Origin of the sequence: Mycobacterium paraseoulense (genome assembly GCF_010731655.1) — a bacterium.
Taxonomy (GTDB): Bacteria; Actinomycetota; Actinomycetes; order Mycobacteriales; family Mycobacteriaceae; genus Mycobacterium; species Mycobacterium paraseoulense.
The window spans coordinates 4381231-4401953 of sequence record NZ_AP022619.1 but is presented as its reverse complement, the minus strand read 5'-3'; the positions used below and the strand labels follow the sequence as shown (position 1 = coordinate 4401953).

Annotated in this window: 18 protein-coding genes; 6 read left to right on the top strand and 12 right to left on the bottom strand. The window is 69.9% G+C overall.

Annotation, left to right across the window (positions count from 1 at the left end; all coding sequences use genetic code 11):
* Positions 1-52 precede the first annotated feature (52 nt).
* Both G6N51_RS20505 and G6N51_RS20500 read left to right on the top strand, forming a co-directional pair.
* Positions 53-3100, top strand: a complete 3048-nt coding sequence (locus G6N51_RS20505; protein ID WP_083176460.1) for an MMPL family transporter — start codon at positions 53-55, stop codon at positions 3098-3100.
* On the top strand, positions 3097-3624 hold the full coding sequence (locus G6N51_RS20500; RefSeq protein ID WP_083176458.1) for a transcriptional regulator: 528 nt from the start codon (positions 3097-3099) through the stop codon (positions 3622-3624). Before G6N51_RS20505 ends, G6N51_RS20500 begins: the two co-directional genes overlap by 4 nt.
* Here G6N51_RS20500 and G6N51_RS20495 read toward each other — a convergent pair whose 3' ends face one another.
* Together G6N51_RS20495 and G6N51_RS20490 are read right to left on the bottom strand one after the other, a co-directional pair.
* Complete coding sequence (locus G6N51_RS20495; protein ID WP_083176456.1) at positions 3625-4308, bottom strand: hypothetical protein; 684 nt, start codon at positions 4306-4308, stop codon at positions 3625-3627.
* Positions 4305-4979: a hypothetical protein gene (locus tag G6N51_RS20490; RefSeq protein WP_083176454.1), complete on the bottom strand. Its 675-nt coding sequence runs from the start codon at positions 4977-4979 to the stop codon at positions 4305-4307. Before G6N51_RS20490 ends, G6N51_RS20495 begins: the two co-directional genes overlap by 4 nt.
* 41 nt (positions 4980-5020) lie before the next feature.
* On the opposite strand from G6N51_RS20490, the gene G6N51_RS20485 reads away from it, so the two are divergent.
* Entirely contained in the window at positions 5021-7006 is a 1986-nt protein-coding gene (locus G6N51_RS20485; protein ID WP_083176452.1) for a M13 family metallopeptidase, read from the top strand.
* Here G6N51_RS20485 and G6N51_RS20480 read toward each other — a convergent pair.
* From G6N51_RS20480 to ricR, 5 genes are all read right to left on the bottom strand, one after another.
* Positions 6990-9230, bottom strand: a complete 2241-nt coding sequence (locus G6N51_RS20480; RefSeq protein WP_083176450.1) for a molybdopterin-dependent oxidoreductase — start codon at positions 9228-9230, stop codon at positions 6990-6992. The two genes, G6N51_RS20485 and G6N51_RS20480, sit on opposite strands and share 17 nt — an antisense overlap.
* Entirely contained in the window at positions 9227-9814 is a 588-nt protein-coding gene (locus G6N51_RS20475) for a TetR/AcrR family transcriptional regulator (protein WP_083176448.1), read from the bottom strand. Before G6N51_RS20475 ends, G6N51_RS20480 begins: the two co-directional genes overlap by 4 nt.
* A 112-nt stretch (positions 9815-9926) precedes the next feature.
* On the bottom strand, positions 9927-10937 hold the full coding sequence (locus G6N51_RS20470; protein ID WP_163750769.1) for a L,D-transpeptidase: 1011 nt from the start codon (positions 10935-10937) through the stop codon (positions 9927-9929).
* Positions 10938-11055: 118 nt separating this feature from the next.
* Positions 11056-12288 carry an MFS transporter gene (locus tag G6N51_RS20465; protein WP_083175739.1) on the bottom strand — a complete coding sequence of 411 codons (1233 nt, stop codon included), beginning with the start codon at positions 12286-12288 and terminating at the stop codon, positions 11056-11058.
* A 134-nt stretch (positions 12289-12422) separates the two neighbouring features.
* Positions 12423-12713 carry a copper-sensing transcriptional repressor RicR gene (ricR, locus tag G6N51_RS20460; RefSeq protein WP_007167284.1) on the bottom strand — a complete coding sequence of 97 codons (291 nt, stop codon included), beginning with the start codon at positions 12711-12713 and terminating at the stop codon, positions 12423-12425.
* 127 nt (positions 12714-12840) lie between these two features.
* Here ricR and ilvD point away from each other — a divergent pair, with 127 nt between their 5' ends.
* Positions 12841-14556, top strand: a complete 1716-nt coding sequence (ilvD, locus tag G6N51_RS20455; RefSeq protein ID WP_083175726.1) for a dihydroxy-acid dehydratase — start codon at positions 12841-12843, stop codon at positions 14554-14556.
* Between the two features lie 35 nt (positions 14557-14591).
* On the opposite strand, the gene G6N51_RS20450 is transcribed toward ilvD, so the two are convergent.
* Positions 14592-15032 (bottom strand): SPW repeat protein, encoded by a 441-nt coding sequence (locus G6N51_RS20450; protein ID WP_083175724.1) that lies wholly within the window; start codon positions 15030-15032, stop codon positions 14592-14594.
* A gap of 174 nt (positions 15033-15206) precedes the next feature.
* On the opposite strand from G6N51_RS20450, the gene G6N51_RS20445 reads away from it, so the two are divergent.
* Positions 15207-16190, top strand: a complete 984-nt coding sequence (locus G6N51_RS20445) for a nitronate monooxygenase (RefSeq protein WP_083175721.1) — start codon at positions 15207-15209, stop codon at positions 16188-16190.
* A 6-nt stretch (positions 16191-16196) separates the two neighbouring features.
* Here G6N51_RS20445 and G6N51_RS20440 read toward each other — a convergent pair whose 3' ends face one another.
* Positions 16197-16853 carry an O-methyltransferase gene (locus tag G6N51_RS20440; RefSeq protein WP_083175719.1) on the bottom strand — a complete coding sequence of 219 codons (657 nt, stop codon included), beginning with the start codon at positions 16851-16853 and terminating at the stop codon, positions 16197-16199.
* A gap of 147 nt (positions 16854-17000) precedes the next feature.
* Between G6N51_RS20440 and mymT the strand changes: the two genes are divergently transcribed.
* Positions 17001-17159, top strand: a complete 159-nt coding sequence (gene mymT, locus G6N51_RS20435) for a copper-binding metallothionein MymT (RefSeq protein WP_269475044.1) — start codon at positions 17001-17003, stop codon at positions 17157-17159.
* Between the two features lie 144 nt (positions 17160-17303).
* On the opposite strand, the gene G6N51_RS20430 is transcribed toward mymT, so the two are convergent.
* Genes G6N51_RS20430 through G6N51_RS20420 form a run of 3 tightly spaced genes read right to left on the bottom strand, consistent with a single transcriptional unit; the run spans position 17304 to position 20676 of the window.
* The gene (locus G6N51_RS20430; protein ID WP_174814332.1) at positions 17304-19421 is read right to left on the bottom strand and encodes a glycoside hydrolase family 3 protein; all 2118 of its coding nucleotides are present in this window, start codon (positions 19419-19421) and stop codon (positions 17304-17306) included.
* Entirely contained in the window at positions 19418-19930 is a 513-nt protein-coding gene (locus G6N51_RS20425) for a TIGR04338 family metallohydrolase (protein ID WP_083175717.1), read from the bottom strand. Before G6N51_RS20425 ends, G6N51_RS20430 begins: the two co-directional genes overlap by 4 nt.
* Positions 19927-20676, bottom strand: a complete 750-nt coding sequence (locus G6N51_RS20420) for a DUF2786 domain-containing protein (RefSeq protein WP_083175715.1) — start codon at positions 20674-20676, stop codon at positions 19927-19929. Before G6N51_RS20420 ends, G6N51_RS20425 begins: the two co-directional genes overlap by 4 nt.
* Positions 20677-20723: the final 47 nt, after the last annotated feature.

Genomic DNA, 20723 nt, shown 5'->3' with positions numbered 1-20723 from the left:
TCGCCAGCACGCGTTAAGCGACACACGGGGAGCGGAAGAAATCCAGCAGTTAATGATGCGCCTCAGCCGCAGCCTGCGTAAGTACCGCTGGTTGGTCTTCACCGGCTGGTTGCTGGCTTTGGTTCCGGCGGTCTATCTGGCCCTGACGCAGTCGGGAAACCTGACCGGCGGCGGTTTCGAGGTGGCCGGTTCGCAGTCGCTGCTGGTCCATGACCAGCTCGAGGAGCTGTACCACGACCAAGGGTCGTCCTCGCTGGCCCTGGTGGCGGCCCCCCGCCCGGACGCCAGCTACTCCGACATCAACGACGCGGTCGCGCTGCTGCGGCGCACCGCCGCCGAGGTCCCCGGCGTCTCCGAGGTGCCCAACCCCACCCAGCGGCCGCCGCAACCCGACCGGCCGTATGTGCTGTCGCTGCGGCTGGATTCGCGGAACACCAGCGACATCGCCAAGCAGCTGCGCAAGAAGGTCGGCGTCAACGGCGATCAGCCCGGCCAGACCGCGAACGGCCGGGTGCGGCTGTATGTGATCGGGCAGGGGGCGCTCAGCGCCGCCGCCGCGCAGAACACCAAGCACGATATCGCCGCCGCCGAGCGCTGGAACCTGCCGGTGATCCTCATCGTCCTGCTCGCCGTGTTCGGCTCGCTGGCCGCCGCGGCGATCCCCCTCGCCCTGGGCGTGTGCACGGTCGTGGTCACCATGGGCCTGGTCTACCTGCTGTCCGCCTACACCACCATGTCGGTGTTCGTGACCTCGACGGTGTCGATGTTCGGGATCGCGCTGGCCGTCGACTATTCGCTGTTCATCCTCATGCGCTTCCGCGAGGAGTTGCGGTCCGGGCGCGAGCCGAAGGAGGCCGTCGACGCGGCGATGGCGACCTCGGGGTTGGCCGTGGTGCTGTCCGGAATGACGGTCGTCGCCTCGCTCACCGGGATCTACGTAATCAACACCCCGGCGCTGAAGTCGATGGCCACCGGGGCGATCCTGGCCGTCGCGGTCGCCATGCTGACGTCGACCACGCTGACCCCGGCGGCACTGGCGACCTTCGGCCGGTCGGCCGCGAAGAGGTCGGCCTTCCTGCACTGGTCGCGCGGGCCCGAGGGCGGCCAATCCCGGTTCTGGAACCGCTGGATCGGATGGGTGATGCGGCGGCCGTGGATGTCGGCGCTGGCGGCCTCGCTGGTCCTGCTCGTCATGGCCGCGCCGGCTTCTTCGATGGTGCTGGGCAACAGCCTGCTGCGCCAGTTCGACTCGTCGCACGAGATCCGCGCCGGGGTGGGCGCCGCGGCCGAGGCCCTCGGTCCCGGCGCGCTCGGACCGATCCGGGTGCTGGTCACCTTCCCGGACGGCGGCGCCGCCTCACCCGAACACGGCCAGACCATCGGCGCGATCCGGCAGCGGATGACGCAGGCGCCCAACATCGTCTCGGTCGCGCCGCCGCAATTCGCCGAGGACAACGGCAGCGCCCTGCTGTCCGCGGTGTTGTCGGTCGACCCCGAGGACATGCGCGCCCGCCAGACGGTCGGCTGGATGCGCGCGCAATTGCCCAAGGTGCCCGACCGGGGAACCGCACGAGTGGACGTCGGCGGGCCCACCGCGCTGATCAAGGACTTCGACGACCAGGTGTCCAAGACCGAGCCGCTGGTGCTGGCGATCGTCGCGCTCATCGCGTTCGTGATGCTGCTGGTCTCGGTCCACTCCGTGTTCCTGGCGCTCAAGGGCGTGCTGATGACCCTGCTGTCCGTCGCGGCCGCCTACGGCAGCCTGGTGATGGTGTTCCAGTGGGGCTGGCTGAAGGATCTCGGGTTCGCCCAGATCAGCTCGATCGACAGCACCGTTCCCCCGCTGGTGCTCGCGATGACCTTCGGGTTGTCGATGGACTACGAGATCTTCCTGCTGACCCGCATCCGGGAACGCTTCCTGCACTCCGGCAACACCCGCGACGCCGTGGCCTACGGCGTGAGCACCAGCGCCCGCACCATCACCAGCGCGGCCCTGATCATGATCGCGGTCTTCGTCGGGTTCGCCTTCGCCGGCATGCCGCTGGTCGCCGAGATCGGCGTGGCGTGCGCGGTGGCGATCGCGGTGGATGCCACCGTGGTGCGGCTGGTGCTGGTACCGGCGCTGATGGCGATGTTCGCCCAGTGGAACTGGTGGCTGCCGCCGTGGCTGTCCCGGCTTCTGCCGTCGGTCGACTTCGACCGGCCGTTGCCCGCGGTCGACCTGGCCGACGTCGTCGTCATCCCCGACGACATATCGGCGCTGACGGCGCCGAACGCGGACCTGCGAATGGTGATCAAGTCGGCGGCCAAGCTCAAGCACCTGGCGCCCGACGCCATTTGCGTGACCGACCCGCTGGCCTTCACCGGCTGTGGGCGCGGCGGCAGCCAGAGGCACGGCGCCCCGCCGCAGGGGACCGAGCAGGATCGCGGCTTGGACCCCGGCCAGATTCCGCATCAGGTCAACATCGACGACGAGAGGGCGGGGGCCGGGGTGGGCGCCGCCGACCGCAAGACCGGCGGCAACGGTCACACCAACGGGGCCTCGGGAGCCAAGAAGCTGGTCGGCGGGCTGACATCGCGCAACGGCATCGCCAAGGCGATCGTCGGGGCGGATCGGCCCGTGCACCCGGTCACGCTGTGGCGGGGGCGGCTTTCGGTCGCCATCGACGCGCTGGAAAACGAGAAGGATCCCGCGGAGTCGCAGGTGTACGAGCGCCGCTCCCCGGTGGAAACCACCCATGTGCAGCTGCCCACGGGCGACCGGTTACTGGTCCCGACCGGTGCCGAGACGCTGCGCCTCAAGGGATACCTCATCATGTGCCGTAACAGCCGGCGCGATTACGCCGACTTTGCCGATATGGTTGAAACGTTGGAGCCCGAGACCGCCGCTGTGGTGCTGTCCGGAATGGACAGGTACTACTGTTGTCAGTCGCCCAGGCGGCAATGGATCGCCACCCAGCTGGTCCGTCGGCTCGCTGATCCCGATCCCTGGGATCTCGACGACGAGCAGGGGTCAGAGGGCGACGCCCACTCGGACTGGGAGGAGATCAGGCAGCGCTGCCTGTCGGTGGCCGTAGCGATGTTGGAGGAGGCGAGGTGACGTTGGCACCTGACCGACGCCCCGCAGCGCCACCCCACCGGCCGGAGACCGAGCCGCGTGGGCGTGACGCCGCACCCGCCCAGGACGGCGACCAGCCGGTCGAGTTCTGGCCAACGTCCGCCATTCGTGCCGCGTTGCAGGGCGGCGACATCGCCACCTGGAAGCGCATCGCCGCCGCTTTGAAGCGCGACCCGTACGGCCGGACCGCCCGCCAGGTCGAAGAGGTGCTCGAAGGCACCCGGCCCTACGGCATCACCAAGGCGCTGTGGGAGGTGCTGGAACGCGCCCGCACCCATCTGGAGGCCAACGAGCGCGCCGAGGTAGCCCGCCACGTGCGGCTGCTCATCGACCGATCGGGTCTGGCGCAACAGGAGTTCGCCTCCCGCATCGGCGTGGGCGCCGAGGAACTCGGCGCCTACCTGGACGGCACCGTCAGCCCGTCGGCCTCGTTGATGATCCGGATGCGCCGGCTCTCCGACAGGTTCGTCAAGGTGAAGTCGACGCGGTCGGCCGAGTCCAACTGATCACCTGACCGCCAGCACGTCCGACACCAGCCAGGCGTCGCCGTGCTTGGTCAGCGCCACCCGCAGCGCGGGCGCCGACCGGTTGGGGGGTTGCCCCGGCGCGTTCTGGGTGACCCGCAGGATCACCGCCACACTGGCCACCGACGGCCCCAGCGCCTCGACACCGGCCGCCAGGGTGGCCGCCTGCGCGGTGACGTTGTGCTGGGCCAACTCGGCGCTGGACTTCGCGTACTGCTCTTTGAAGGCGGCGGCGTGTTCGGGCACGATCAACGCGGTGGCCCGGTCGATGGAACTGTCCGGGGCGCCCGGGGTGAACGACGCCATCGCCTCCGCCATCCCCGTCGCGACGCGAACCACGTCGCGGGAGTCGTCCTTGAACTGGCGGTCCGTCCGCGTCCAGTGCGTGTACGCGGTGAACGCCGCGGCCACCAGCGCCGCCGTGCACAGGAATACGACGGCCAAGCGCAGGCCCGGCGCGTCGTCGTCGGTACCGACGCTGACCGAATCACGGCGCAGCAGCCAGAAGTTGACGCCAATACCCTCGACGATCAGCAGCACCAGCACCGAGCACGCCGACACCCACCACAGCGGCCAGCCGAGTATCAGCCCGATCGCCAGCAACGCCGCGACGGCGGCCAGCGGGGCCAGGACGTCGAAGGCGAGCAATCGCCAGAGGTTTCTCATCGGATCGATCCCAGCCCCGAGATCATCAGCTTGCCGTCCACGTTGCACACGTCGAGCCGCAGGTTCCAGTGCACCGTCTGCGGTTTGGCGCCGGCGTTCTCGCTGACCGACGTCGCGACCAGCATCACCGAGTCCATCCGGCTCGCGAACGGCGGCAACTTGGTGGTGACTATCTCTCTTGGGGGCCCTGGACCCTCGGGCTGGGCGTCCAGGTCGCGGCGCACGGTCTCCACGGCCACCGCATCGATCCGCCCGGCGCTCTTGGACTGCAGCTTCTCCACCACCTGCCGGTACGGCTGCATGGCGGCGTCGAAGTCGGTGTTGAGTTCGCCGACCGTCCCGTCGTGCAGCCGCTGCAGGCTGGAGTCGACGTTGCCGCTGTTCATGTTGATCAGCACACCCGTCCAGTCGGCGGCGGTCTGCATGACGCGGCTCAGGTAGCGGCGTTCGGCCGTGTCGTCGCGGTGCCCGGACCAGAGGAACAGCCCGAACACGATCGCCGCCACCGACAGCATCCCCAGCACGGTCGACGCGATGCCGTACGGGGAGAACATCGGGCCGCCCGCGGCCCCCGCGTCGTCGGACTCGTCGTCGAGGGCTTCGTCGGGGTCGGCGTCCTCCGCCTCCGCCACTTCCTGGTTGGTTGGCTCGGATCGCTGGCCGTCGGACATGGCCCGATCGTCGCATTCGGGAAAGATGGAAGGATGGCGGGGTGACTGTAGAGGCCTCTCGCTCCGGCATCGACCTGAGCTACGTCGACGCCGACATCCGCCCCCAAGACGATCTATTCGGTCACGTCAACGGCCGCTGGCTGGCCGAATACGACATACCGGCCGACCGGGCGACCGACGGCGCGTTCCGTCACCTGTTCGACCGGGCCGAAGAACAGGTGCGCGATCTGATCATCGAGGCCAGCGAGGCCGGCGCCGCGCCGGGCAGCGACGAGCAACGCATCGGCGATTTGTACGCCAGCTTCCTCGACGAGGCGGCGATCGAGGGCCGCGGCCTGCAGCCACTGCTCGACGAGCTGGCCACCATCGACGCCGCCGCCGATGCGGACGCGTTGGCGGCGGTGGTGGGCGCGCTGCAGCGCACCGGGGTGGGCGGCGGGGTCGCGATGTATATCGACACCGACGCCAAGAACTCGGCCCGTTACCTGGTGCACTTCACCCAGTCCGGCATCGGGCTGCCCGACGAGTCCTACTTCCGCGACGAGCAGCACGCGGAGGTGCTGGCGGCCTATCCCGGGCACATCGCGCGGATGTTCGCCCTGGTGCACGGCGGGTCCCCGGAAGCGCACGCCGAGACCGCGGCCCGCATCGTCGCGTTGGAGGGCAAGCTGGCGGCCGCGCACTGGGACGTGGTCAAGCGACGGGACGCCGACCTCAGCTACAACCTGCGCACCTTCGCGGATCTGCAGACGGAGGGCAGGGGCTTCGACTGGGCCGGTTGGGCCCACGCGCTGGGCGGCACACCGCGCGACCTAGCGGAAGTCATTGTGCGCCAACCCGATTACCTCACCGCGTTCGCCGCCCTGTGGGCCGGCGGTGACCTGGCGGATTGGAAGGATTGGGCCCGTTGGCGGCTGATCCGCGCTCGCGCATCCTGGCTGACCGACGAGCTGGTCACCGCGGACTTCGACTTCTACGGCCGCCTGCTCACCGGGGCCGAGCAGATCCGCGACCGCTGGAAGCGGGCGGTGTCGCTGGTGGAGAACCTGATGGGCGACGCCGTCGGAAAGCTTTACGTGCAGCGGCATTTCCCACCGGACGCCAAGGCCCACATCGACGCGCTGGTGGACAACCTGAAGGCGGCCTACCGCCTGTCCATCAACGAGCTGGACTGGATGACGCCGCAGACCCGGCAGCGCGCGCTGGCGAAGCTGGACAAGTTCGTCGCCAAGGTCGGCTACCCGGTGAAGTGGCGTGACTACTCCACGCTGGTGATCGACCGCTTCGACCTGTACGGCAACTTCCGCCGCGGTTACACGGTCAACCACGACCGCGAAATGGCCAAGCTGGGCGGCCCCGTCGACAAGGACGAGTGGTTCATGACGCCCCAGACGGTCAACGCCTACTACAACCCGGGGATGAACGAAATCGTCTTTCCCGCAGCGATTTTGCAGCCGCCGTTCTTCGACGCGGGGGCCGACGACGCCGCCAACTACGGCGGGATAGGCGCGGTGATCGGGCACGAGATCGGCCACGGCTTCGACGACCAGGGCGCCAAGTACGACGGCGACGGCAACCTGGTGGACTGGTGGACCGACGCCGACCGCACCGAATTCGACGCCCGCACCAAGGCACTCATCGAGCAGTACGGCGCGTACACGCCCCGGGCACTCGACGCGAGCTACCACGTCAACGGCGCCTTCACCGTCGGGGAGAACATCGGCGACCTGGGCGGGTTGTCGATCGCCCTGCTGGCCTACCAGCTGTCGCTGAACGGCAAGCCGGCGCCCGTCATCGACGGCCTCACCGGCGTGCAGCGCGTGTTCTACGGCTGGGCCCAGGTGTGGCGCACCAAATCCCGTCAGGCCGAAGCCATCCGGCGGCTGGCCACCGATCCGCACTCCCCGCCGGAGTTCCGCTGCAACGGCGTCGTCCGCAACATGGACGCCTTCTACGAAGCGTTCGGCGTAGCCGCGGAGGATGCGCTGTTTCTAGCCCCGCAGCACCGGGTCAAGATCTGGAACTGACGGGCACCGGCTCGATGCGCGCGGGCACGTGCTTGTGCCACGGCGTGCCGGCGTAGGGGTCGCGCCACCCGGTCGAGGTGAGCGCGTTCGGGGCGACACCGGCAACCACCGTGTGCCCGTCGCCGTCGACGTAGTCCAGCCCGAAACCGTTGGGCAGGGCCGCGTGTCCGGCCATCATGGTCTCGGCGATCTCGACGGTGGCCTCGGCGCTGCCGGCCGCGGTGCTGACGCGGGCCCGGCATCCGTCGACGAGGCCGAGAGCTTGTGCGTCCTCGACGCTGACGCGCAGCGCCCCGTCCGCGTCACGTTTGCGCCACGACGGGTCGCGGAAGATGTCGTTGGCGGTGTAGGCGCGGCGCTCGCCCACCGAGAGCACGACCGGGAATTCCGGGGTGGTCAGCCGCGGCGGGCCGGCGTTCAGCGCCGCCAATTCGTCGAGCATCTCCGGGATTTCCAGCGCGATCTTGTGATCGGGGTGGCCGATCAGCGCGAAATCGTCCTCGTAGTCGTGGACGGTGAACGTCACCCCGGACGGGGTGTCGAGGATAGCGTCGAACAACGCGTTGCCGTCGGCATGACCGGCGCGGCGCACGGCCTCGGGATAGGTCAGCGCGGCCTTCTGGGCGAGGCCCCACAGGGCGGCCGCGCCGCGCATACCCTCCGGCAGCGTCGGCCCGAGCGTCTCGTACAGGACGTAGGGCAGCACCTTGGCCAGGGTCGGGTTGGTTGCGGTCGCGGCCAGGAAGGCTTCGGTGTAGGCCTGCCGGCCGCGCCGGGCCGCCTCGGACAGCGGCCGCAGGTCCGCGTCGTCCACCACACCGAGGGCCCGCACCAGCCGCGCCCAGATCTCCGGTTCGGGCAGGGTGCCGGGCAGCGGCTCGAGCAGCGGCCGGCGTAGCTGAAAGGCGTTGTGCGGGAATTCGAGATTGAAGAACGTGGCTTCCGGCTTCTCGAACTGGGAGGCGGCCGGCAACACGTAGTGCGCGAGCCGGGCGGTCTCGGTCATCGCGACGTCGATGACCACCATCAGTTCCAGCGCTCCGAAGGCCTCGCGGCACGCCGCCGAGTTGGCCAGCGAGTGGGCGGGATTGCTGCTTTCCACGATCATCGCCCGGAAGCGGTCCGGGTGGTCGGTCAGAATCTCCTCGGGCACCACGTTGCTGGGCACCAACCCGGCGATGATCGGCGCGCCGGTCACCGGCGTGCGCCCGGAGAACTGGCCGAACAGCGGCCCGAACGACGAATGCAGGTGCTGGCCGCCCTTTTTCGCGAAGTTGCCGGTGAGGATCCACAGCAGCTTGTTCAGGTAGGAGCAGAGCGTGCTGTTGGGCGCCTGCTGCACCCCGAGGTCTTCGAACACCGCGGCGCTGGCCGCGGCGCCGATCCGCCGCGCCGCGGCACGCATCAGCTCCTCGTCCACCCCGCACCGTTGCGCGTACTCGGCCACCGGGACGTCCCGCAGCGCGGCACGGATCGCGTCGGCGCCGCGGACATGCTGCGTGAGAAACGTTTCTTCGCAAAGGTTTTCCTGCACCAGGACGGCCGCAAGTGCGGCCAGGCACCACGCGTCGGTGCCGGGCCGCACCCGCAGGTGGAAGTCGGACATCTTGGCGGTATCGGTGACGACGGGATCGATGACGATCATCGACCGGTTCGGGTCCTTGGCGATCTCGTTGAGCACCACCCGGGCACGGGGAAAGCTCTGCGACATCCACGGGTTCTTCCCGACGAACACCGCCACCTCGGCGTGCTCGAATTCGCCCCGGGTGTGGCCGCCGTAGAGCTGCCCGTCGATCCAGGCCTCACCGGTCTTCTCCTGCGCCAACGCATTTGACCGGTAACGCGAACCGAGGGCTTTGAGGAAGGCCCCGCTGTAGGCCCCACCCAGGTGATTGCCCTGCCCGCCGCCGCCGTAGTAGAAGACCTTGTCGCCGCCGTAGGCGTCCCGGATGTGCTTGAACCCCTCGGCGATCTCGACGATCGCGGTGTCCCAGTCGATCTCCTCGAAGCTGCCGTCGGCGCGGCGGCGCAGCGGGGAGGTCAACCGGGCGCCGCTGTTCTGGTAGTGGTCCAGCCGCAGCGCCTTGTTGCAGGTATAGCCCTTGGATGCCGGGTGCGCCTTGTCGCCCCGGATGTGCGCCAGCCGCCGACCTTCGACTTGGACGACGATGCCGCAGTTGCATTCGCACAGGATGCATGCCGTGGACTTCCATTCACCGGTCATTGCGGGACGTCCTTTCTGGTCGCCTCGGCCGACAGCAGTTCGCGTAGCTGCCGGTGCACGACGTCGAGGGGGGTGAGGTCGCGGCGCACCCGCGCCAGCACGATCGCGCCCTCGAGCGCGGTGGTGGCCAGCACCGCCAGGTCGGCGGCGCGCTCGCGCAAAATCCCGTCGGCGATGAAACGCTGCGCGATCAAATCGGTCCAGCGGTCGAACACCGACGCCGCGCGCTCGACGACCGGCGCCATGCGCTCGCCCTCGTCCTCGCCGGCCTCCACCGACACCGCCACGACCGGGCACCCCGCGCGGAAGTCCGTGTCGAGTAACTGTTGTCGGTACTTGTCGATGAGGGTGTCCATCAGCTGGGCGCCGCTCCCGGCCTCGGCGATGATCGCGGCGACATGCTCTCCGGCGTATTCGACCGCCTCACACAACAATTGGGTGCGGCCGCCCGGGAAGTAGTGATAGGCGGATCCGCGCGGCGCGCCGCTGTGCTGCAAAACGTCGGAGATCGCGGTGGCGTGCGCGCCCCGCTCCCTGATCAACAGCGCGGCGGAGATCACCATCCGCTCGCGTGGACTGCGCATCGCCGCTCCTCAGGCCGTCAGCTTATGTATGATGCTATACATAATTGCCGGCCCCGCAAAACCCCTCGGGCGAACAGTCCCCCCGCAAGCGGGACCTGCCCGGCGCAGGAGGCTAGTTCATCCAGTCGGCGGAGCCGTCGTTCTTCTTGTAATTGCCGCCGCTGGAGTTCTTCACGACGATGGGATCGCCCGGGCCGAAGTTGTCGAAGAACCACTTGGCGTTGGTGGGGCTGATGTTGATGCAGCCGTGGCTGACGTCGCGCTTGCCCTGGTCGTCCACCGACCACGGCGCGCTGTGCACGTAGTCGCCGACGTTGTCGAAGCGGACCGCGTCCTCCACCGTCACCTTGTAGCCGTAGGTCGAGTTGACCGGCACCCCGTAAGTCGAGGAGTCCATCACCACCGACGCCTTCTTGTCCTGCACGTAATAGGTGCCGTTGGGGGTCTGGTGGTTGCCCGACGTCATGCCCATCGACATCGGGAACGTCTTCTCCACGGTGCCGTTGCGGGTGATGGTCAGCTGATGGGTGGCGTCGTCAGCCGTCGCGATCAGCGTGTCGCCGGTGAAGAAGTTGGTCACGGTGCCCCCGGCGTCGACGGTCACCGCGGTGTGCGCGGGCCAGAAGCTCAAGGGGCGCCAGCGCAGCTGAGTCGGGGTCATCCAGTAGAACTTGCCCGGCACCGGCGGCACCGACGAGACGTGCACGGCGTTGATCGCCGCGCCGGCGTCGTCCACCGTTCCGGGGAAGTTGATGATGATCGGCTGGCCCACCCCGACGGTTGAACCGGTTTTCGGTACGAACGAGGGCGGCCCGAACGGCGCCGTGCCGGTGAACGGGGTGGGGTTCTGCCCATCGGCCGAGGCCGCGGCCGGTTGCGCCACCTGGGGCATCCACGGTGGCGGCGGTGGCGCAGGCTGGGCGGGCGGAGGGGGCGGCGCGAACGGGTCGGGCGGCGGTGCGGGCGGGCCGGGCGGCGCCGCCACGACACCGGGGTCGCCAGGGGCCGGGTCCGGGTCCGCCAGCGCCGGGGCCGCACTCAACACCAGCGCCAGGCCCATGACAGAAGCCAATCCGGCTGCGTTCAGGGCGGCCGAAAACCGCCCTCGCGTCCAGCCCGACATATGCATCCCTCCACACTCGAGTACCTGACACAGTGTGGCATAGGGCGCACGCCAGCTAACAAATTCGCCACCACGCGAGGGCCCGTCACGCACGCATTTGCGCCGTTGAGCTGCCCAGCTATGAATCGCGTGAGCTTGTCGCCGCAACGTCGAAAGCATGACGATTCGCCGCCGTGCCGACCAGCGCCAACGCCATCAAGCCGGCCGATGCGGCCAGCATGAACACCACGCTGCGTTCGTACAGCAGGCCGCCCGCCAGCGCACCCGCCATGATGCCCACCTGAAACGCGGTGACGTACAGCCCCGACGCGCCGTCGGGGTCGTCGGCCCCGCTGCGCATCGCCGCGGACTGCATCATCGGCGACACGGCGGTGGCCATGGCCCCCCAGAGCACGATCGCGGCCGTCCCGATCAGCGCCGCCGCCGCGGCCGGCCGGCCGCCCAGCGCCAGCGCGGTCAGCACCACGAACGCCGACGTCAAACCGACCATGCAACCGATGATGGCGCCCTTGGGCCTGCGGTCGAGCGGCCGCGCCACCAGGCCGACGGCCAGCACGCCCGCCGCGCCGTAGGCCGCCAGCACCCACGCCAGGTTGGGCCCGCGGACGCCGACGACTTCGCGGATGATCTCCACGATGTAGGTGTAGGAGACGAAATGCCCGGTCACGCCGATCATGGTGATGACGCTGACGACGATCAGCCGGCGGTTGCGGTGGTGGCGGGACCGCGGACCCACGCACTTGAGCTGGTCCTCGCTGAGCACCATCTCCGGCAACATCACCCGGGCGGCGACCGTGACGATGGCGGCCGCCACGGTCACGCACACCACCGCCAGGCGCCAGCCCCACATCAGACTCATGGCCGCGGTCAGCGGGCTCCCCACGACCAGCGCCAGGCTGGTTCCGACATAGATCGACATCGTCGCGCGGCCGGCGTGACTCGGCGGCACCAACCGGGTCGCGATCGGGGCGATCACCGACCACAGCAGGCCGTGGGTGATCGCGCACAGCACCCGGCCGGCGGCCAGCACCGCGAAGGTGGGCGCCAGCGCGGAGATCAGCTGCGAGACGGTGAGGCAGGTCAGGCTGGCGATCAGCACCCGCCGGCGCGGCAGGTGCGCGGTCCAGCGCACCAGCGGAATCGTGGTCAGGGCCGCCACCAGCGCGTACCACGACAGCAGCGTGCCCACCAGCACCAGGCTGACGTGCAGGTTGCGGGCGATGGCCGGCAGCGCGCCGACGGGCAGGATCTCGGCCGTGACATAGGTGAACGCCGCGGCGGCCAGCACAACGAGCTGAGCCGCGATCCGCGGGGTCCACGTTCGCGCGGCAGCATTGGTTTCGGCAGTCATGGCGTCGGTGTCGGCCGGGCTACCCAATTCTTGGGTTGTCGCGCCTAATGCGATCACACTGCCTTACCGTACGGACCGCAACTACGGCTCCCCCCTTGTCAGGGCCGCAAGCCGGGTCTCAACTCGGTCACCAATCAGGAACGAACGAGGCGCGCGATGGCGGCAGAGGCCTCGGCGAGCTTCTGGTCCGCGTCGTCGCCGCCCTCGGCCACGGCCCGGGTGACGCAGTGGTTCAGGTGTTCGTCGAGCAAATTCAGCGCGACCGAGCGCAGCGCGCTGTTGACGGCGCTGATCTGGGTGAGGACGTCGATGCAGTACTTGTCTTCCTCGATCATCCGCGCGATGCCGCGCACCTGGCCCTCGATGCGCCGCAGCCGCTTGGCGTAGTTGTCCTTCTGCTGCGAATATCCGTGCGCGTTCGTCATCCGTCCTTCACCCCTGCCCATCCATGCCCGCCGCGCGTGGCCGTGCCGGCGTCACGAATCCACTTTATACCCCGCCAGGGTATGACCCGCACATTGGCCGTCCGGCCAGTTCACGCATACTTGCAGGATGGCCACCACACCCGATGCGACCCGACTCACCGACATCAAACCCCGCAGCCGGGACGTAACCGACGGCCTGGAGAAGGCCGCCGCGCGCGGCATGCTGCGGGCGGTCGGCATGGGTGACGAGGACTTCGCCAAGCCGCAGATCGGGGTGGCGTCGTCGTGGAACGAGATCACGCCGTGCAACCTGTCGCTGGACCGGCTCGCCACGGCGGTCAAGGAAGGCGTCTTCGCGGCCGGCGGGTACCCGCTCGAGTTCGGGACGATCTCGGTGTCCGACGGCATCTCGATGGGCCACGAGGGGATGCACTTCTCGCTGCCGTCCCGCGAACTGATCGCCGACAGCGTCGAAACCGTCATGCAGGCCGAGCGCCTCGACGGCTCGGTGCTGCTCGCAGGCTGCGACAAATCCCTGCCCGGAATGCTGATGGCCGCCGCGCGGCTGGACCTGGCGGCGGTGTTCCTCTATGCGGGTTCGATCCTGCCGGGGGTGGCCAAGCTGTCCGACGGCAGCGAACGCGAGGTCACCATCATCGACGCGTTCGAGGCGGTGGGCGCGTGCGCCCGCGGCTTGATGCCCCGCGAGGACGTCGACGCCATCGAGCGGGCGATCTGCCCGGGCGAGGGCGCGTGCGGCGGCATGTACACCGCCAACACCATGGCCTGTTCCGCCGAGGCGCTGGGCATGTCGATGCCGGGCAGCGCGGCGCCGCCGGCGACCGACCGCCGCCGCGACGGGTTCGCCCGCCGCAGCGGCCAGGCCGTCGTCGAACTGCTGCGGCGCGGCATCACCGCCCGCGACATCCTCACCAAGGAGGCCTTCGAGAACGCGATCGCGGTGGTGATGGCGTTCGGCGGCTCCACCAACGCGGTGCTGCACCTGCTGGCCATCGCCCACGAGGCCGAGGTCGCACTGTCCCTCGACGACTTCAGCCGGATCGGGTCGAAGGTGCCACACCTGGCCGACGTCAAGCCCTTCGGCCGGCACGTGATGTCCCACGTCGACCACATCGGCGGTGTGCCGGTGGTGATGAAGGCACTGCTGGACGCGGGCCTGCTGAACGGTGACTGCCTGACGGTGACCGGCCAGACCGTCGCCGAGAATCTCGCCGCGATCGACCCGCCCGACCCCGACGGCAAGGTGCTGCGGGCGCTGAGCAACCCGATCCATCCGACCGGGGGCATCACGATCCTGCGCGGGTCGCTGGCGCCAGAGGGCGCGGTGGTCAAGACGGCCGGTTTCGACTCCGACGTGTTCGAGGGCACCGCACGGGTTTTCGACGGCGAGCGGGCCGCGCTGGATGCCCTCGAAGACGGGACGATCACCACGGGCGATGCGGTGGTGATCCGTTACGAGGGGCCCAAGGGCGGACCCGGCATGCGCGAGATGCTGGCCATCACCGGCGCGATCAAGGGCGCCGGCCTGGGCAAGGACGTGTTGCTACTGACCGACGGCCGCTTCTCCGGCGGAACCACCGGCCTGTGCGTGGGCCACATCGCGCCCGAGGCCGTCGACGCCGGGCCGATCGCGTTCCTGCGCGACGGCGACCCGATCCGCTTGGACGTCGCGAACCGGGTTCTCGATGTGCTGGTCGACCCGGCCGAATTCGATTCGCGCCGAGAGGGTTTCACCCCTCCCCCGGCGCGCTATCAGACCGGCGTACTGGCCAAGTACGTCAAGCTGGTGAGCTCGGCGGCGATCGGCGCGGTCTGCGGCTAGGCCCGATCGCCGCCTGGCTCAGGCGGATTCGGACACTAGGCGTGGGCGGCCGCCGCGCGGGTGCGCCTGCCGAAGTAGGTGGCGTTGAGGCCCAACACTGTCAGCAGCGCACCTGCGACGACATTCGACCACATCATGCCGGCGGTGAGCGCGAAGCCCGGCAGGACCCACGGCGAGACGATGGCCCACACGCCGAGGACCGGCATCGTCCACGTCAAGCCGTGTGCGCGGTCGAGCGCCGTCGCGAACCCGTACGCCAAGAACGCCGCCGCGATCCCGACGACCAGGTCGGACGTGGCAAGCGACGCCGTCGCGCCGAATCCCACCAACCACGGTGACGCGGCCACGTACAGGCCGGTCAGCAGCGCCAGCCCGAAGGTGACGTGCGCACTCATCGACTCGGCGGCGCGGTCATAGCTCGCGCGCAGGGCCAGCAAATCCGGGTGGTGATCGATTGATGAATGGACTGTACTCATTTCGTGACCTTTCTGTTATGCAGAAAGCCCGTTGTGTAGCAAGCACTGTGGGCCGTCTGCACCCATCCATCTGCAATCAAGATTACGCCCGCCCGCTAGGTCCCAGCAACGAAATCACCTGGGTCCGGACCGGCCGCGGGGCGCGGATTGACCGCCCGCGTAGCGTCGTAAGACATGGACATCGCGGACCGCCTCCGCCTGGACGTTCCGGTGGCCCAGGCCGGCATGGGCGGCGGCCTGGCGGGAGCGGCGCTGGCGGCGGCGGTCGCCGAAGCGGGCGGGCTGGGCACGCTGGGCCTGGCCACACCCCGGCAGCTGCGGGCGTCCATCGCCGAGGTGCGCGAGCGGGCGCCGGGGCGCGCGGTCGCGGTGAATCTGTTGCTGCCCTTCGTTCGTCGCGCGCACGTCGCGGTCTGCGTCTCCGCCGGCGTCGACGTGGCGGTGCTGGCGTTCGGTGAGAAGCGGGGACTCGTCGGGCACCTGCGCGACGCCGGCGTCTTCGTGTTCGTGATGGTCGGCACCGCGGCGCAGGCGAGCGCCGCGATCGGTTGGGGCGCCGACGGTTTGATCGCTCAGGGACGCGAGGCGGGGGGCCATCTGGTCGGGACCATGCCGGCGCTACGGTTCCTGCCGCGGGCGCTGGCGGCGGCGGGCCGCCGCCCGGTGTTCCTCGCCGGCGGTGTCGCCGCCGGCGCGGACACCCGCGCCGCCTTGGCGGCGGGCGCCAGCGGCGTCGTCGCGGGCACGCGCTTCCTGATGACGCACGAAGCCAACGCCAACCGGGAGTACCAGCGGCGAGTGGCCAACGCGGACAAGACGATCGAGACCAACCTGTTCGGCCTGAGCTGGCCGCTGCGTCATCGGGTCGTGCCCAACGCGGCGACGCGGCGCTGGTGCCGTGCCGACGGCTGGGCCAAGGCCCTGCCGTCGGCGATCAACTCGGCGAGCCGACCGCTGACCGCGCTGGGCTACTTCGACGCCGGGGCATTGATGCGCCTGCAGTCGCCGGCCCGTCCACTGCTCACGCCACTGGCACCGCTCGCCACGATGCCCGATGCGTGGGTCGACCGGGCGGCGCTGTATGCCGGTGAAACGGCGCTTCGCATCGGCGAACTCACCTCCGCCGCGCGGGCGGTCGCCGACCTCAGCCCCCGCTGACCGACGCTAGCGCACCAGCGCCAGGGCGAAGCCGTCCCAGCGCTTGGCGCCGACGGTTTGGATCACGGCCGTGTCCAGCCGCGGGTGCTCGCCCATCAGCTGCACTGTCTGGCGCACCGCCTCCGCCTGGGCGTTGCGCCGCGGCTCGAGGATCTGTCCCTCTCGAATCACGTTGTCCGCCACGATGAGTGCGCCGGGGCGGGCCAGCCGGACCGCCCACTGTAGGTATTCGACGTAATTTTCTTTGTCGGCGTCGATGAACACCAGGTCGAAGGGGCCGTCGTCCACGGTGGGCAACGTGTCGAGCGCGGCGCCGACGATCACTTCCACCCGGTCGGCGACGCCCGCCCGTTCCAGGTTGGCCCGGGCGACCTCGGCGTGCCTGGGCTCGTATTCCAGCGTCACCACCCGGCCTCGCGGTCCGGCACCGCGGGCGAGCCAGACGGTGCTGAAGCCGCCCAGCGTGCCGATCTCGAGGACGCGCTGGGCGGCGATGGCGCCGGCGAGCAGGCTCAGAAACTTGCCCTGCTGGGCCGACACGGCGATCTGCGGCAGCCCGGCGGCGTCGCTGGCCTGCAGGGCCGCGCTGAGGGCCGGGTCGTCGCCCACCACGGTGTCGTTCAGAAAGTCGTCGACGTCTTGTGGGGTTGGTTTCTGGGTCATGCCATCAACGCTAGCCGCGGGGGCGGGCCCGCGGCGGCGACGGTCCGATCGATATCGGACGGATCACGGCCGTTTACGGGATACCCACGGGGGGTATATAGTTGGACGGCGTGGTCGATCACAGCCGTAAGAGTCCACGACAGAGAGATGGGTGAGGAAATGGCAAATTACGAAGCAGGCACCGAACTGACCTGTGGCCACGAGGGCTGCGGGTGTCGCGTTCGCATCGAGGTCCCCTGCCACTGCTCCGGTTCGGGCGAGCCGTACCGCTGCACCTGCGGCGACGAGCTGACCCCGGTCACGTAGTCCGCGCGCCGGTCGTCCGTCCGGGCCGGAACTCTTCCGCGCCAAGGCCCGCGTCGAGTGTGCGTCCATGGCGGCGACACGCCGGGGAACCCCACCCTGAGCGCACAGCCGAGTCCGTGACCGCACGCTCGATGCGGCGCCCGATCAGCGCCCGAACGCACGACCGGCGAGCTCTACCGTCGCCGCCAGCCGCGGCGCGACTGCCGACGCGCTCACCGCCACCCGGTGACCGCCCGCGGTGATGCGCCAGCTCCCCACGCTGCCGTCGAAGCGCGCGAGCAGGCGCGGATCCGCTTCGATGGTCACGCGGCGGGTTGCGCCCGGCTCGAGCTCGACCCGCTCGAATCCCAGCAACCGCAGGCACCGGCCGCCCGGCGCCGCCGTCAGGTACAGCTGGGGCACGTCGGCCCCCGCGCGGGCACCGATGTTGACGACGCTGAAGCTGGCGGCCACGGTGTCTCCGCCGGCGACTTCCAGGTCGCGATACTCAAAGTCGCTGTAGGACAACCCATGTCCGAAGGCGAACAGCGGGGCCGCGCCGGTGGCCGCGAACCAGCGGTAGCCGACGTCGGATCCCTCGGCATAGTCGATGGCGCTCGGCTCCCCCCACGCAGCGCCGAGTCCAGGCAGCTCCGGGCGCGGTGTCTGGCTCAGGTCGACTGGAAAGGTGACGGGCAACCGGCCCGACGGATTAACCCGTCCGGCAAGGATTTCCGCGATTGCGCGGCCGCCTGCCTGCCCCGGATACCAGGCCTGCACAACGGCCCGCACCGAGTCGAGCCAGGGCATGCTCACCGGATTTCCGGTTTCGAGCACCACGACGGTGTTGGGGTTAGCGGCGGCCACGGCGGTGATCAACGCGTCCTGGCCCGATGGCAGGGACAGGTCCGGGATGTCGAACCCCTCCCCTTCGGCGCGGACGGCGAACACGATCGCGACGTCGGCGGCGCGCGCCGTGAGGACCGCATCGGCGGTGTGGATGCCGGGATCGAATTCGATGTGGGCGCCGGGGAATTGCTTGCGCAGCTCCTCCAGCGGGCTCGACGGCAGCAGATGCAGCTTGCGCAGGCCGGCCTCCAGCCCCGATCCGCCGATCGGTATGACGGCCGCATAGCCGCCCGGCGGGACGACGGCGCTCGATCCGTAGCCGGCCGCCACCCCGACGTGTGCATACCCGCCGATGACGGCGATCCGGGCGGTCGAGTGCGGCGCGAGCGGCAGCAGCCCGCGGTTGGTCAACAGCACAATCCCCTGCCGGGCGATCCGCAGCGCGATCTCGTTGTGCGCGGCCATGTCCGGTGCGGGCGCGACTTCGGCCCGGTCGATGCCGACCGCGAACACCGATCGCAAGATCCGCCGGACCATGTCGGACAGGCGTTCGTCGGTCAGCCTGCCGTCGGCGTGGGCTGCCCGCAGCGGCTCACCGAATGTCTCCGACTGCCACAGCAGCGCGTCGATTTGCGCCCCGCACTCTTGGTCCAGCCCGCCCAGCGCGCACTCCCAGGACGGCGTGGCCCCCCAGTCGGACATGACCCAGCCCCGGTATCCCCAGGCGCCTTTCAGCACCCGGTTGATCAGGACGTCGTTGGCCGCAGCGTAGGTCCCGTTGACCTTGTTGTAGGCGGCCATCACGGCACCCGGCCGCGCGCGTTCGATGGCGATCTCAAAGGCCAGCAGGTCGGATTCGCGATGCGCGTCGGGATCGATGACCGCGTCCAGGAAGTGCCGATTGGTCTCGTTGCAGTTCAGCGAGTAGTGCTTGACCGTCGAGATGACGCGCTGTTGCTGGATGCCCTCGACCGACTCCGCGGCGATCGCCGCGGTCAAAAGCGGGTCCTCGGAAAGGTATTCGAAGTTGCGCCCGTTGCGCGGGTCGCGCGCGAGGTTCATGGCGCCGGCAAGCTGCACGTTGAATCCGCGGCTACGGGCCTCCCGGCCGATCACCTCGCCCGCCGCACGGGCGAGCGCCGGGTCGAAGCCGGCGGCCAGGGCGAGCCCGGCGGGCAGCGCGGTGGCCGTGTCGCCCGGGCGGTAGCCGGGATTGGTCACGCCGAGGCCGGCGTCGCTCATCAGCAACGCCGGGACGCCGAGCCGGGGAATCCCGGGGACGTAGCCGGCGCTCATCGGGACGTCGGGCGGAATGCGCCCGTCGCGCACCGGCCACATCTCGCCGGCGCCCATCACCCCGACCAGCAGGGCGAACCGCTCGTCGTCGGTCAGCTGGGCCTCGACCTCGCGCGCGCGGGCATCGGGATCATTCACCGCACACCCTCTTTGGCGTACACGACGCGCAGCACGTGCCCGAGTTCGGGGCCCATCACCAGCTCGGCCAACTCACAGAACGTCGCGACGAAATCGGGGCCGTGCGGCGGCTCGGCCTGGCACAGGTGGTGCGCGACCTCGTGGAGCACCACCAGCTCGCGCAGCGCCCAGTCGGCGGTGTCGCGGTCGGGGACCGCGATAACGCCCGCCCCGTCGCGAAATTCGTAGTGGGCCGCGGTGGCGGCCCGTCGCGGCCGCACGCGCAGCGGCGGGACGGCGGGCCAACGCCGGCGCACCGCCGGCAACCCAAGCACCTCGTCAACATAGCGCTGCGCGCTGGCAACCGAGCCGAATCGTCCCTCCGGCGGCAGCGTGAGCTGCGCGCCGAAGAAGTCCACCGCGGGCGACCCGTGCTCGGCGGCACGGTCGAACAGCGTCCGGACGAACTCCTCGGCCGCGTAAACCCTGGCCCGCTGGGAGTCCCTCTTGGCTGACGGTCCCCGGCTCACCGGCCCAGCGGGGTGCGCGCGCCGGGCAGTTCGGGACTGTTTCCCAGCCGCGCCCGCCGGCCGGCGCGATCGCCCGCGCGCCGCGCGGCCGACGAATAGCCGGCCGTCGCCCGGCTGACCTGATAGGCACCGCGCGCCTTGGACGCGCTGCGGTAATAGTCGTGCAGCTCGACGTCCTTGTCCCGCAACGCGATAGCAGTGCCCGGCGGCCGGCGGCGGTCCTTGGTGGCCTCGCGCCGGGCCTCGTCGCGGGCTTCCGCCAGCCGTTGGCCCACGCGCGCCCCGAAAGCCAGCTGGAAATTCAGCCGGGCGGTGATGGTCGGCGTCGGCCGGTGCGCGCCCGATGCCAGGTAGGCGTCCGAGGCCCGCACCATCTGGACGACCAGGCTGGCGTAGAGCGCGTGGGTGGCGTCGATGTCCTCGGCGAACCCGTAGGCGTACACGAACGTCGAATTCGACGCCACATCACAGCGCACGTCGTTGGCCAGGGCGATCACCACGAACAGCTGCACGTAGGTGCGCAGGCCCCTGGTGCCCGCGTTTCCGATGGTGATGGTGCGCTGGGTCGGGGCCTGCGCCGGCGAGCGGCTGGCTGCGTGGGACCGCGCCACCGCCAGGTCGATCGAGGACGCCGTCGCCAGCCGCTGCGCGGCGCTCATGAAGGCGTCCGCCTCGTGCGGGTTGTCGGTGCCTTCGGCCTGACGCAGCAACGCGGCGATGCGGGCCAGCATTTTGTCGTCAGTCACGTGCGACGCTCTCCATCACTTCGTCCCCCGCAAGCGGGCGGTGCCCC

Bases quoted from the DNA above. Each gene is read 5' to 3' on its own strand.
- G6N51_RS20505 (WP_083176460.1), top strand. From the start codon at position 53: ATGATGCGCCTCAGCCGCAGCCTGCGTAAGTACCGCTGGTTGGTCTTC.
- G6N51_RS20495 (WP_083176456.1), bottom strand. From the start codon at position 4,308: ATGAGAAACCTCTGGCGATTGCTCGCCTTCGACGTCCTGGCCCCGCTG.
- G6N51_RS20490 (WP_083176454.1), bottom strand. From the start codon at position 4,979: ATGTCCGACGGCCAGCGATCCGAGCCAACCAACCAGGAAGTGGCGGAG.
- G6N51_RS20480 (WP_083176450.1), bottom strand. From the start codon at position 9,230: ATGACCGGTGAATGGAAGTCCACGGCATGCATCCTGTGCGAATGCAAC.
- G6N51_RS20475 (WP_083176448.1), bottom strand. From the start codon at position 9,814: ATGCGCAGTCCACGCGAGCGGATGGTGATCTCCGCCGCGCTGTTGATC.
- G6N51_RS20470 (WP_163750769.1), bottom strand. From the start codon at position 10,937: ATGTCGGGCTGGACGCGAGGGCGGTTTTCGGCCGCCCTGAACGCAGCC.
- G6N51_RS20465 (WP_083175739.1), bottom strand. From the start codon at position 12,288: ATGACTGCCGAAACCAATGCTGCCGCGCGAACGTGGACCCCGCGGATC.
- ricR (WP_007167284.1), bottom strand. From the start codon at position 12,713: ATGACGAACGCGCACGGATATTCGCAGCAGAAGGACAACTACGCCAAG.
- ilvD (WP_083175726.1), top strand. From the start codon at position 12,841: ATGGCCACCACACCCGATGCGACCCGACTCACCGACATCAAACCCCGC.
- G6N51_RS20450 (WP_083175724.1), bottom strand. From the start codon at position 15,032: ATGAGTACAGTCCATTCATCAATCGATCACCACCCGGATTTGCTGGCC.
- G6N51_RS20445 (WP_083175721.1), top strand. From the start codon at position 15,207: ATGGACATCGCGGACCGCCTCCGCCTGGACGTTCCGGTGGCCCAGGCC.
- G6N51_RS20440 (WP_083175719.1), bottom strand. From the start codon at position 16,853: ATGACCCAGAAACCAACCCCACAAGACGTCGACGACTTTCTGAACGAC.
- mymT (WP_269475044.1), top strand. From the start codon at position 17,001: ATGGGTGAGGAAATGGCAAATTACGAAGCAGGCACCGAACTGACCTGT.